The 12,920-nt window shown below is 70.5% G+C and carries 9 protein-coding genes and 1 pseudogene; 5 read left to right on the top strand and 5 right to left on the bottom strand.

Annotated features, from left to right (window positions below; all coding sequences use genetic code 11):
- Positions 1–58 precede the first annotated feature (58 nt).
- Positions 59–1,294 carry an FxsB family cyclophane-forming radical SAM/SPASM peptide maturase gene (locus ITP53_RS18665; RefSeq protein ID WP_236050962.1) on the top strand — a complete coding sequence of 412 codons (1,236 nt, stop codon included), beginning with the start codon at positions 59–61 and terminating at the stop codon, positions 1,292–1,294.
- 5 nt (positions 1,295–1,299) lie between these two features.
- Positions 1,300–2,577 carry an HEXXH motif domain-containing protein gene (locus tag ITP53_RS18670; protein ID WP_195896684.1) on the top strand — a complete coding sequence of 426 codons (1,278 nt, stop codon included), beginning with the start codon at positions 1,300–1,302 and terminating at the stop codon, positions 2,575–2,577.
- Between the two features lie 6 nt (positions 2,578–2,583).
- Here ITP53_RS18670 and fxsT read toward each other — a convergent pair whose 3' ends face one another.
- Positions 2,584–5,103: an FxSxx-COOH system tetratricopeptide repeat protein gene (gene fxsT, locus ITP53_RS18675; RefSeq protein WP_328814971.1), complete on the bottom strand. Its 2,520-nt coding sequence runs from the start codon at positions 5,101–5,103 to the stop codon at positions 2,584–2,586.
- Between the two features lie 196 nt (positions 5,104–5,299).
- Here fxsT and ITP53_RS18680 point away from each other — a divergent pair, with 196 nt between their 5' ends.
- Together ITP53_RS18680 and ITP53_RS57650 are read left to right on the top strand one after the other, a co-directional pair.
- Complete coding sequence (locus ITP53_RS18680; protein ID WP_195896686.1) at positions 5,300–5,458, top strand: hypothetical protein; 159 nt, start codon at positions 5,300–5,302, stop codon at positions 5,456–5,458.
- Positions 5,459–5,650: 192 nt separating this feature from the next.
- Positions 5,651–7,639, top strand: a complete 1,989-nt coding sequence (locus ITP53_RS57650; RefSeq protein WP_236050963.1) for a tetratricopeptide repeat protein — start codon at positions 5,651–5,653, stop codon at positions 7,637–7,639.
- Positions 7,640–8,068: 429 nt separating this feature from the next.
- On the opposite strand, the pseudogene ITP53_RS57655 reads toward ITP53_RS57650, so the two are convergent.
- Positions 8,069–8,968: pseudogene (locus ITP53_RS57655) on the bottom strand (MFS transporter); the annotation flags it as partial.
- 270 nt (positions 8,969–9,238) lie between these two features.
- Between ITP53_RS57655 and ITP53_RS18690 the strand changes: the two are divergent.
- Complete coding sequence (locus ITP53_RS18690) at positions 9,239–9,976, top strand: aminoglycoside N(3)-acetyltransferase (RefSeq protein ID WP_328814974.1); 738 nt, start codon at positions 9,239–9,241, stop codon at positions 9,974–9,976.
- 153 nt (positions 9,977–10,129) lie between these two features.
- Here the strand turns inward: ITP53_RS18690 and ITP53_RS18695 are convergent, their stop codons facing one another.
- The 3 genes from ITP53_RS18695 to ITP53_RS18705 form a co-directional block, all read right to left on the bottom strand.
- The gene (locus ITP53_RS18695) at positions 10,130–10,603 is read right to left on the bottom strand and encodes a GNAT family N-acetyltransferase (protein ID WP_195896689.1); all 474 of its coding nucleotides are present in this window, start codon (positions 10,601–10,603) and stop codon (positions 10,130–10,132) included.
- Positions 10,604–10,784: 181 nt separating this feature from the next.
- Entirely contained in the window at positions 10,785–11,522 is a 738-nt protein-coding gene (gene dapB / locus ITP53_RS18700; RefSeq protein ID WP_195896690.1) for a 4-hydroxy-tetrahydrodipicolinate reductase, read from the bottom strand.
- A 50-nt stretch (positions 11,523–11,572) separates the two neighbouring features.
- Entirely contained in the window at positions 11,573–12,883 is a 1,311-nt protein-coding gene (locus ITP53_RS18705; protein ID WP_195896691.1) for a M16 family metallopeptidase, read from the bottom strand.
- Positions 12,884–12,920: the final 37 nt, after the last annotated feature.

The following is a 12,920-nucleotide window of genomic DNA, read 5'->3' on the forward strand; positions in this document are numbered from 1 at the left end:
CGTTCCTCGCCACGCGAGTGGCGACGCCATGGAGCGCACGACGCATAAGAGGTAGCCGTTGTTAGGAAGCCCTGATTCGGAACCGCTGCTCACCCAAGGGTTCCCGGAATTCCTCGACGTCGACGCGCTGCTGGCCGGTGGCTGGAGACCACTGGCCTTCCAGCAGTTCATCCTGAAGATCCACAGCCGCTGCGATCTCGCCTGCCGCCATTGCTACGTGTACGAGATGGCGGACCAGAGCTGGCGCGACCAGCCGCGCAGGATGTCCGACGCCGTAGCCGACCGTGTGACCGAGCGCATCGCCGAGCACGCCTCCGCCCACGACCTCGCGGAGATCGACGTCATCCTGCACGGCGGCGAACCGCTGCTTGCGGGCCCCGACCTCATCTCCCGCCTGGTACGCGGCGTGCGGGGCGCGGTGAACACGGGCACCAGGGTCAACGTCAACATCCAGACCAACGGTGTACGGCTCAACGAGGACTTCCTGCGGCTGTTCGAGTCGCTGGAGATCCGGGTCGGGGTGAGCCTGGACGGGGACGCCGAAGGCCAGGACCGCCACCGCCGTTTCGCCGACGGCCGCGGCAGCCACGCCCTGGTGAGCGAGTCGCTGCACCGGCTGACCTCGGGGCCGTACCATCACCTGTTCAGCGGGATCCTGTGCACGGTCGACGTGCGCAACGATCCGGTGCGCACGTACGAGGCGCTGCTGGAGTTCGACCCGCCGGCCATCGACTTCCTGCTGCCGCACGGCAACTGGACGTCCCCGCCGCCGTTCCGCGAGCCCGGCTCGGCGGCGACGCCGTACGCGGACTGGTTGATCAAGATCTTCGACCTCTGGTACGAGAGCCCCGTGCTGCAGACCGAGATCCGCCTTTTCAGGGAGATCATGCGGCAACTGATGGGCAGCTCCTCACGCGCGGAGACCATCGGACTGTCCCCCGTGCGCATGGTGGTGATCGAGACCGACGGCGGCATCGAGCAGTCGGACATACTCAAGAGCACCTACCAGGGCGCCACCGCCACCGGCGGCCTGCACATCCTGCGCGACCCCTTCGACAAGGCGCTGCTGCATCCCGCGATCGCCGCCCGGCAGGTGGGAGAGCTGGCGCTCTCCCCCACGTGCCGGCGCTGCGCCATCGTCTCCACCTGCGGCGGCGGCCTGTACGCCCACCGCTACAACGCGGCCACCGGCTTCAGCGGCCCGTCGGTCTACTGCCCCGACCTGTACCGGCTGATCAACCACATCGGCGCGCGATGCGAGCGGGACATGGCCAGGCTCCGGGGAGGCGGATGAGCCCGATGAGCGGCAGGGCCCCGCACCGGATCTCCGGCACGGCGTTCGCCACGCTGGCCACGGGCGGCGGCGGCGCGCAGGCCGTGGGCGAGTTACGCGCCGCCGAGGACAGCAAACACCGCCTCCTGGTACGCCTGCTCGTCGCCGAGGCCCAGCGGACCGGGCACCCGCACGCCGGCCTGGCCGCCCGCGCCTACGAGGTGCTGTCGGAGCTGGAGTCCGGCGCGCCGGAGGAGGTCGGCCGGTGCCTGCGCCATCCGGCGGTGGGCGCGTGGGCGTTGCGTACCTGCCGTGGCGACGCGGATCCCGGCCGGCTGGCGGCCGTCGCCCTGGCCGCGGCGGTGCGCACGCGTACGGCCTGCCGCCTGGACACGCCGGTGGCCGGCGGCGAGCTGATGCTGCCCTCGCTGGGCCTGCTGGCCCTGCCCGGCGACGTTCCCGAGGTGGCCACGGTGTCCGTGGAACCGGTGGGGGGCGGGGCGGAGCTGCGTGCCGGCGGTCACGTACGCCGGATCGACCTGTCGCGTGACGGGCCGGGCTGGCGGGTCCTGCACCGCGTCACCCTCGCCCCGGACGTGGTGATGACCATCGACGACCTCGACCCGTACCGGTGGCCGGGCGACGACGTGGACGAGCGCCTCACCGAGGGGCGACGGCAGCGGTGGTTCGCGTGCCTGCGCGAGGCATGGGAGATCCTGCGGGCCCGCCACCTGACGGTGGGCGGCGAGATCGCGACGGCGGTCTCCGTGCTCACCCCCGTCGTCACCCCCTCGCTCGAAGCGCACAGCGCCTCGGCGCGGGACACGTTCGGCACGATCGCGTTGTCCGACCCCGCCGACGGGATCGGCATGGCGCTCACCCTGGCGCACGAGCTCCAGCACGCCAAGCTGAACGCCCTGAGCGAGGTGGTGGAGCTGATCATCCCCGACGACGGGCGCCGCTACTACGCGCCGTGGCGCCCGGACCCGCGCCCGGCCTTCGGCCTGCTGCACGGCGCGTACGCGCACGCGGGCGTCGCCGGCTTCTGGCGGCGGCACACCGGCGAGCCCGAGCACCGATCACACGCCCAGGTGGAGTTCGCCCGGTGGCGCGAGGCCGCGTACCAGGTGACCGGCACGCTCCTGGACAGCGGCGCGCTGACGGAGGCGGGCACGCACTTCGTCGGCAGGTTGCGTGACACGCTCGGCCGCTGGCGAGCGGAGCCGGTGACGCCCGCCGCCGCGGCCCAGGCCCGCCTGCGGTCCGAAGACCACAAGAAGGCGTGGGCCGGAACCGAGCCGTGACGGCGATCAGATGGGCGGCGGGTCGAAGTCGCAGTCGATCCGCTCGCCGGCCAGCAGCGCGAGCGAGTCGGGGTGCTCGCGCCCCATGACGAGATCGAAGCGCCGCGTCGTCTCCGCCAGCAACCGGCCGGCCTCCTCCTCCGCGCCCGTGGCCCGCAGGTCGAGGCTCAGGTTGGCGGCGCAGACGAGGCTGAGGTAGTGGTCGGGGCTGAAATAGGTCTGGACGCGCCGGTGGGTCTCCTCGCCCAGGCGGCGCGCGGCGTCGTGCCGGCCGAGCGCGGCCAGGTCGTTCTGCAGATTGATGGCGCAGGTCAGGGCGTAGTCGTGGTCGCGGCTGACCCGCTCAGCGAGGCCGGCCAGGGCGTCCTCGCTGATCTCCCGCGCCGCGGCGGCGTTTCCGCCCAGGCGGGTGAGGAGGGCCAGATTGATCTTGCCCGCGTGGGTGTACGGATGATCCGGGCCGAACACGTCCTGGTAGTGCGTCAGGCCGCGATGCACCATCTCCAGGGCTTCGTCGTGCTGACCGCTCACGCGCAGGGCGTTGGACAGGCCGAGCGCCGCCGCCATCGTGTCGGCGTGCGCGTCTCCGTAGAGGCGGCGCAGGCGGGCGTAGGTGTCGAGCATGAGCTCCAGGGCCTCGGGCGCCCGGCCGCTCCTGCGCAGGGAGATCGCGAAGTCCTTCGCCGCGAGCAGGGTGGCGGGGTTGTCGTCGCCGAGTTGCGCCACGCCGTAGCCGTAGGCCTCTTCCGCCAGGTCGGTCGCCACCTCGAACTGGCCGCTCAGCCGCACGGCCCGGCCCAGGTTGCTCCACGAGTGGAGCAGCAGGCGCCGCCCGAGTCCCTCCGCGCTGCTCATTTTGAGGTGGACCTCTTCGAGGACCTCATGCGCCTTGGCGTACTCACTGGTGAGGATGTAGTCGACGCCCAGGTTGTTGAGCACGCGCAGGGTCCTGACGTCCTCCTTGCCCATCAGCCGTTCGTACGCCTCGCGCGCCTCCTCGTCGACCTCCCTGGCGAGCAGGAAGTCACCGCGGCCGCGGAGCGTGGAGGCGTAGCTGCTCGTCGCCCAGAGCGTCTCGGTGTGCTCGTGGCCGAGGGACTCGCGCATCATCTCCAGGGTCTGGGAGTCGAGCTCGTGGGCCTTGGTGTAGAGGGTCAGCGCGCGGTAGACGTTACCCAGATGGATGCGGGCGACCAGGACGTCGGAGTGGCGCTCGCCGCTCGTTTCCGACCACCGCTGGATGTACTGGTCCAGCAGGATCTGGGCCGGGTTGTAACTTCCTCGTTGGTACAGATATCGCACGAGGTCCAGGGCGAACTTGCGGACGGCCGGCTCCTGGCACTTGATCAGGCCGGACGGCTCCAGATGGGCGGCGAGCTCCTCGAACGCGGGCCACTTGCTGGTGTCGTCGGGGTCGTTGGGCGCGCTGCCCGCCAGGAGCAGGTGCACCTCGTGCCGCAACTCGGCGCGGGCGTCCTCCGGGGTCTCGTCGCGCAGCAGCGCCTGGTTGAGCCGGTGGACCTGGAGGGTTCGGGTGGACGGCTCGACCTTGACCAGGGCCAGGCGTTCGAGGTTGCTCAGGGCGTTGGTCAGCAGGATCGTGTCGGACAGGATGGGGGCCAGCCGCGGGCCGACCGCCCGGTTACCGCGGCGGAACACGTCGCGCGGGATGGGCTCGGGGCCGAAGAACGCGCAGCACCGCAGCAACTCGACGGCCTCGGGGATGCGGTCTTCGAGCTGGGAGACCGACACCTGCCACGCCGCTGTCATGGACTGCGGGTAGGTGGGCGCCTTCTCCAGGCTGAGCAGCCGGCTCGTCTGCTTCTCCAGCAGGCCGACGTATTCGTCCACCGACATCAGCGTGCGCGACAGGAGCGCGGCGGCCTGCTCCAGGGCTAGCGGCAGGTCTCCGAGCATTTCGGCCAGCTGGTTGGCCTCCGCCTCGCTCACCGCGCCGGCGAGGCGCCTGCGCAGGAACGCCATGCTCTCCTCACGCTTGAACACGTCCACCTGAATGGTGGCCTCGTGGTCGCTCCAGCGCGAGTTGCGCGAGGTGATGAGGACGTGACCGGGACCTCTGGGGATGTAGTCCTTGATGTACTCGGGGTCCTCGGCGTTGTCGAAGATCACCAGCCAGCTGCGGTAGGGCGTCCCGTTCTGCAGCGTGCGTAACACCGACTGGGTGGCCTGCTCGACGCCGGTGCTGGTCGAGGAGGGGAGGCCGAGCTCCGGGGCCATCGCGGCGAGCGCGGAGGGGACCAGCATCGGCTGGTCGGCCGACACCCACCAGACCAGGTCGTAGTGCGCTCGGTATTGCCAGGCGTATTCGATGGCCAGCTGTGTCTTGCCCACACCGCCGAGCCCCTGGAGCGCCCGTGGCTGCGCCACCACGGCCGTCACGGTGTTGATGCTCTTCCTGAGCGCGCTCAGGAGGTCGGCGCGGCCGGTGAAGTTCGGGTTGCGTTTGGGCACCCTTTCCCAGACCTTGGGCACCTGCGCTGGTATGGAGTGCGAATTCTCGGCCACGTCGCTCCTCCCGCTCCCCGCCCGAAGAAAGTCGGCTGATCGTACGCCCATCCTAGAGGTTGATTAGTCGACTCGCTTATCACAGAATCATAATAAGAATCATGCGCGATCTTGGTCGAGCTCGAAGATGCGCACGCCCATTTAGCGCCTGTACGTCATGTGGATATTCGGGTGGCCCGAAACAGAGGGAGCGCACATGCATGATGGACAGTACGGATCCAGCGCACTGATCGACGTGACCCACGTGTCATTGCGCCACCTCCAGGACATGGAGAGCGCGGCGCTGCGGGCGGCGGTGGCGTCCTGCCTCGGTGACGACAAGGAGCAGGTGGCCGCCTTCTCGAATTCGATCTAGAGAGCATCTCCCCCATCTTTCCCAATAGGGGTGTAAACCGGGAGCACTGCGGTGCGCCCGGAGAGCACCTTGTCCCTGCGGAGGATGTGCGAACCGCGCCGCGCGTGCGAAGATATCGACCTCCTTGACCGCCACGGAGGAAATGTGCGGTGACATGCGGCTGCGGATGGGATCGGCATGGTGACTTCCGGCATGAATGCACAGCAGGCGACGCCGGCGCCGTACAGAGGTGTACGCGTCTTTCGCGCTGAGGACCACCACAGATTCTTCGGACGTGACGAGGAATCCCACGAGATCCGCAAACTGTGGCAGACCCAGCGGCTGACCGTCCTGTACGGCGCTTCGGGCATCGGGAAGACCTCGCTGATCCAGGCCGGCGTCATGCCGCTGCGCAGCCCGAGCCGCACCGACGTCCTGCCGCTCGGCCAGGTCTCCTACGGATCCGCCTTCCCCCAGGCCGCGCTGCCGCCGCACAACCCCTACGTGCTGGCCCTGCTGATGTCCTGGTCCCCGCCGGTGCCGCCGACCCGGCTGGCGGGCCTGACGATCCCCGCGTTCCTGCGGGCGCGGCCCGTCAAGCGCGACGCCTACGGCGACCCGGCCCTCACCCTGGTCGCCGTCGACCAGGTCGAGGAGCTGTTCGACGGCGGCCGGCGCAATCGGCTCTACCGCGACTGGTTCTTCGCCCAACTCGCCGAGGCACTGCGCGCGGACCCGGGGCTCCGGCTGCTCCTGTCGATCCGCGGCGACCGGCTGACGGGCCTGCTGCCGTACGAGCGGGAGCTCGCCGGCGGGCCGCTGGAGCGCTTCCCGCTGGAGGCCCTGAGCTTCGACGGCGCGCTTGAGGCGGTGAACCGGCCGCTCCAGGGCACCGGCCGCGCGTTCACCGGCGGCTCGGCCGACCTGCTCGTACGCGACCTGGTCAAGATCAGGGCGCGTACGAGTGCCGTAGCGGAGCGGGCGGGTGTGGAGCCCGTCCACCTCCAGGTCGTCTGCGAGGCCATGTGGAACGCCCTGCCCCCGCGAGCCACCGAGATCACCAAGTCCGACGTGCAACTGTTCGCCGACAAGGCGCTGGCGCACCACTACGACAGGGAGATCAGGGAGATCGCCGCCGAACGGTTCGACGGCGACGGCCGCAGGCTGCGGACGTGGCTGCGGCTGACGTTCGGCGACGGGGCGGGGGGCAGGCAGCCGGTCAGGCACAGCTCGATCAAGACGGCCGGCATCGGCAGGACGGTGATCGCGCTGCTGGTCAAACGCCACCTGCTCCGGGTCGACCAGCGGCTGGGCGTGAGCTCGTACGAACCGGCGTACGACCGGCTGCTCCAGCCCGTCAAACACGGGGACGAACAGCACGTCGACGAGCCGCCGGCACGGCTGGGCGCCGAGGGCCTTCTCCACGAGGCCGAGGACGCCCTGCGCGAAGGCGATCTCCTGCTGGCCGCCAGGCTCGGCGAGGAGGCGCTGGCCGGATCCGAGGAGCACGACCTGCGACTGCGCGCGCAGATCGAGTCGCTGCTCGGCAACGTCGCGCACGAGCACGACGACCTGGACGACGCCATCACTCACTACAGCGCGGCGGCGCGGAGCTTCGAGACCGCCGGAGCCGTGGCCGCCGTGGGGCCGCTGCTCACGGCCATCGGCCGCCTGCGCCTGGCTCAGGGCTCCCCGGCGAAGGCCGTGAAGGAGCTACACGCCGCGATGGTCCGCGTGCCGGCCGACCTCACCATTCAGACGGAGCTCGCCTGGGCCCTGTGGCACGGCGGCCACCCTGACGCGGCAGTGGGCGTGCTCAACGACGTGCTCGACCGGGAGGGGGACAACACCGACGCCCTGCTCAGCCGGGGTCAGATCCTGGCCGGCATGGGCCAGGCCCGCGCCGCCCTGCGTGATCTGGACCGGGCCAGGCCCCTGCGCTGGCCCTTCGCCAAGGTCGCGCACGCCCTCGCGCTCGCGCAGACCGACAGCATGAAGGAAGCGCAGCAGGAGATGGTGGAGGCGCTCGCGGAGTCCGTCGACCACCACGGCCCCCTGCTTTTGTACGCGGCGCGGGTGGAGCAACTCGCCGGCAAGACGAACTCCGCGGTTGAGCTGGCCAAGCAGGCGATCGACGCCAAGACGCCGAAGCTGCCCGCCCACATGGCCGAGGACGCCAGGCGGCTGGTCGGCGCCCGGTAACGCGACAGGCGCCCGGACGAGACCGGCGTCGTCCGGCAGGTCGGGCAACGGCGGAGTGAAGGTGTGCCGCAACCAGGGCACCCTCGTCACCAGCACCGCCGCCAGCAGCATGACGGCGAACAGCACCCATGCCCCACCGGTCACGCCCCACCAGGTGACCAGGAGGCCGCCGAGCGGGGCCGCCAGGCACAACGAGCCGTGCGACGACAGGCGCGAGACGCCCACGACGCGGGCCAGCGTACCCGGATCGACCTTGTTGACCTCCACGGACCTGATCGCCACGTTGCTCAGCGCGCCGCCGAGCCCGGTGGTGAACAACGCGGCCGCGAACAGCAGCGAGCGCGCCTCCACCGCCGCCCCGACCGCGGCGAGGAAGAGCGCCAGCACCCAGATCCACGTGTGGCCGAGCAGCACCTCGCGCTGGGGGCGACGGAAGAAGGCCGTGGCCGAGCCGAGCGCCCCGCCCACCCCGCCGGCCGCGAGCACGAGCCCGATCTCCAGCGACGACATGCCCGCCGAGCCGGCGACGAAGACCATGATGAGCGCGTTGACCATGAGGTTGGTGAAGGTGGTCACGGTGATCGCGCCGCCCAGGAACCGCTGCTTCCTGAGCGCCTGGAAACCCGCGGACAGATCGCTCAGCAGCGCCCGGTTGGCCGACCTCCGCACGGACCCGCGACGCAGGCTGAAGAACAGCCCCCAGGAGACGGCGAAGAGCGCGGTGTTCATGGCAAAAGGGATATAAGGCCCCAAGCCGAAGAGGTATCCGCCGAGCGGCCGACCGGCGATCGACGCGAGATGGCTCGCCGCCTCGCTCTTGGCCAGCGCCCGCTGCATCATGACCGGCTGCACCAGCGACGGCAGCAGCGCCGCCTCCGCCAGCGTGTAGAGGACCCACAGCGTGCCCTCGGCGGCGGCGGCCCCCAGCAGGTGCCACAGCGACGGGCCTTCGAACGGGATCACGACCAGCACGGACGCCACGCTCAGCCAGCGGCCGAGCTCCGCGCACAACATGATCGTACGCGGGGGGATCCGGTCGACCAGGAGCCCGCCGGGAACGTAGAAGACCAGGATCGGGATCGTCAGCGCGAACCCCGCCCAGCCAGCGGCGGTGGGCGACCCCGTCTGCGCCAGTGCGAGGAGCGGATAGGCGACGGCGAGCGTACGCGTGCCCACCGTGGAAATGGCCGAACCAGCCCAAACAAGGGCAAGTCTGGCAGTTTTCGGTAGGACCGGGATATCTGGCAACGAATCTGTCTCGCTCACGCCCCCCGCCCCGGCCGGTGCCTCGTCGGGCCTGACCTTATGGTCCCGTAGGGGGGTGGGCATGCGCGAAACCGGCCTCTTGCTGGAAAGAAAGGGGATTGCCTACCGTGGCATTGCGGTTTGGACCCGTGAAGTATATGGGACCGATCCTGAACCGCGCAGCAGCATGAACGATCAACAACCGTGCCGTTGAACAGGAGAATTAAGGCTCATAGTCGCTTGTGGGATACGGCGTGATCATAAAGGGCCTCACGTAGGGATATTTACGGTATGCCAGGCTTTGGCCATTTGTGTCGCGACTTTTCGGGACTTGGTGTTGGTCGGGGGCAGGTCGTGCTGCTGCATTCGTCGCTCAGCAGCCTCGGTCATGTCGAGGGCGGGGCGGCCACGGTCGTCGCGGCGCTCCGCGCCCTGCTCGGCGACGACGGCACGCTCGTGGTGCCCTCGGGCACGCCGTCCAACTCCGACACCTCTCCCGTCTACCGCCGCGCGGTGGCCGGGATGAGCGCGGACCAGGTCGCCGGCCATCGCTCCCGCATGCCGCCCTACGACCTGGACTCGACGCCCTCCGAGCTGACGGGCCGCGTCGCCGAACACGTACGCACCCTGCCAGGCGCCCGTCGCAGCGCGCACCCGCACACGTCCTTCGCCGCCGTCGGGCCGCAGGCGGCGGCGATCACCGCCGGCCACGCCCGCGACTGCCTGCTCGGCGAGCGCTCACCCCTCGCCAGGCTCTACGACGCCGACGCCCTCGTCCTGCTGCTCGGCGTGGGGTTCGAGCGGTGCACCGCCTTCCACCTGGCCGAGTACCGCTACACCGATCATCCGCCGCGGCGCACCTACCGGGGCGTGGTGGACGACGGGGACGGGCGGGTGTGGTGCGAGTTCGAGGACGTGACCGTGGACGCGAGCGACTTCGGCGTGCTGGGGGCGGGCTTCGAGGCGACCGGCGCGGTCCGGCGGGGCCGCGTGGGCGCTGCCCAGGCCCGCCTGTTCTCCCTGGTGGCCGCCGTCGACCACGCCACCGACTGGTTCACCTCCCACCGCACCCCGGATCAGACAACCCGCTGACGCCCCAGCCCGGACCAGACGACACGCCCCCGTCTCCGAACCAGGCCACCCGCCGGCGCCCCGGCCCGCCCGGGACCAGACCACCCGCCAGCATCCCGGCCCGCCCGGGACCAGACCACCCGCCAGCATCCCGGCCCGCCCGGGACCAGCCTGTCAGTGGCGCAGGACCACTCGGGGGGCCACCTCGATGCCCAGCTCGCGCTCGTGCTCCACCAATGCGCGCAGCTCGGGTCCCCACTCGGGCTCGGGCAGCGCCGAGAAGCCGTACCGCGCGTACCAGGGGGCGTTCCACGGCACGTCGCGGTAGGTCGTCAGCGTCACGTACGGCGCGCCGGCCGCCCGCGCGTGGTCGATCACCGCCGCCACCAGCCGCCCGCCGATGCCCTGGCGCATCCGCTCGGGGCGTACGGCGAGCTGGTCGAGATGCACGTTGCCGTCCACCCACCCGATCAGCGCGAACCCGGCCGGAGGATCGCCCTCGACCAGCACGGTCTCCGGATCGTCCACCTCTTCGATCATCGTGGTGCCGGGCGGGAACGTGATGCCCACCTGCTCGAACAACCGATCCGCGGCCAGCTCCACGGACACCAGCCCGGCAAGCTCACCGGCTTCAGCCCATCGCACCATGGCGACACGATCTCATGTTTCGGGTGGATCTCGCCGCTCGTATTAGTGTTGATGATCGTAGGCCCGGCTGTGCGGAGCCGGGACCCTCTCCTCACGACGTGCCCACGACCGTCCTGGTTGTGGGCACGTCGTGTCAGGGCACCGGCCCCAGGGCCAGGGTCAGGGCACGCGAGCGGTGCCGTCAGAGGTCGAGCAGTGGCTCCAGGCCGACCGTGAGGCCGGGCAGCTCACGCACCCTGCGCACCCCGAGCAGCACACCCGGCGTGAACGCCGCCCTGCTCATCGTGTCGTGCCGGAGGGTCAGGATCTCACCGTCCCCGCCCAGCAGCACCTCCTGGTGCGCGATCAGCCCGGACAGGCGCACCGCGTGCACGTGCACGCCATCGACGTCGGCCCCCCGGGCGCCGTCGAGCTCGGTGCTCGTCGCGTCGGGCATCCGCCCGAGCCCCGCCTTGCTCCGGGCCTCGGCCACGAGCTCAGCCGTACGCCGAGCCGTGCCGGACGGCGCGTCGGCCTTGCCCGTGTGGTGGAGCTCGACGATCTCGACGGACTCGAAGTGGCGGGCGGCCTGCTGCGCGAAGTGCATCATGAGCACGGCCGCGATGCCGAAGTTGGGGGCGATCAGGCAGTTGGTGCCGGGAGAGCCCGCCAGCCACCCGCGTACGGTCTCCAGCCGGCCCTCGTCGAACCCGGTCGTGCCCACCACCGGATGAATGCCGTGGGAGATCGCCCATTCGAGGTTGCCCATGACCACACCGGGATGGGTGAAGTCGACCACCACCTCCGCGCCCGCGAGCCCTTCGATGGAATCGTCCTTGTCGAGCGCGGCCACCAGCTCCAGGTCGGTGGCCGCCTCGACCGCCTTGCACACCTCGACGCCCACGCGACCGCGGGCGCCGAGCACACCTACCTTGATCACAAGGCCAACCCTATACCAAGGGCAAAACCGCCCCTGCGCATCAGGCCAGGTCAGTGGATGGCGTCGGTGAAGTCCTTGTCACCGTAAGGGCCGATCACGGCGAGCGTGAGCGGCCGGTTGAGCACGTCCGCGGCGACCTCGGAGATCTCGTCGGGGGTGACGGACTCGATGCGCGCCAGCACCTCGTCCACCGACATGAGCTCCTCGTAGACCAGCTCGTTCTTGCCGATCCGCGACATGCGCGAGCCGGTGTCCTCCAGTCCGAGCACGAGCCCGCCGCGCATCTGCCCCTTGCCGCGCATGATCTCGTCGGCGCCCAGACCCTCGGCGACGACCCTGGTCACCTCGTCCCTGCAGATCTTCAGCACATCGTCGATCTTCGACGGCAGGCAGCCGACGTAGATGCCGAACTGGCCGGTGTCGGCGTAGGCCGAGGTGTAGCTGTAGGCGGAGTAGGCCAGGCCGCGCTTCTCCCTGATCTCCTGGAAGAGCCTGGACGACATGCCGCCGCCCAGCGCCGCGTTGAGCACGCCGAGCGCGAACCTGCGGTCGTCGGTGCGGGACAACCCGGTCGTGCCGAGCACCAGGTTGGCCTGCTCCGTCGGCCGGTCGAGCACGCGTACGCCCGAGCGCGAGGCGGTGCCGGGACCGCTGGTGCGCGGCGCGGCGAACTCGGCGGGGCCGCTCAGCGCCCCCGCCCGTGCGTACGCCCTGGTGACCAGCTCGACGACCTCTTCATGTCGTACGTTGCCCGCCACGGACACGACCGTGCGGCGCGGCCGGTAGTAGCGGTGGTAGTACTCTGCGATCCGCTCGCGCCCCAGCGTGTTGATCGACTCGACCGTGCCCAGGATGGGCCGGCCGATCGGCGAGTCGCCGTAGAGCTCGGCGGCGAACTGCTCGTGGACCACGTCGGAGGGGTCGTCGTCGTGCATGGCGATCTCCTCCAGGATCACGCCGCGCTCCGACTCGACGTCCTCGTCGGTCACCAGCGAACTGGTCACCACGTCGGCGAGCACGTCGACCGCCACCGGCAGGTCCTCGTCGAGGACGCGCGCGTAGTAGCAGGTGTACTCCTTGGCGGTGAAGGCGTTGATCTCACCGCCGATGCCCTCGATGGAGGCGGAGATCTCCATGGCGTCGCGCGTCGGGGTGCCCTTGAACAGCAGGTGCTCCAGGAAGTGGGTGGCCCCCATGTGCTCGGGGGCCTCGTCACGCGAGCCGATGCCGACCCACATGCCGACCGCGACGCTGCGCACGGTCGGCATGGTCTCGGTCACCACGCGCAGCCCGCCTGGGAGGACCGTCCGCCTCACCACCCCGGCGCCGTCCTTGCCGGGGTGGAGCGTGGAGGTCGTCACGGCGCCTCCCGCGTCGACCCCGCGGCGTCGTGTTTGA

Origin of the sequence: Nonomuraea cypriaca (genome assembly GCF_015645445.1) — a bacterium.
In the GTDB taxonomy this organism is placed as follows: domain Bacteria; phylum Actinomycetota; class Actinomycetes; order Streptosporangiales; family Streptosporangiaceae; genus Nonomuraea; species Nonomuraea cypriaca.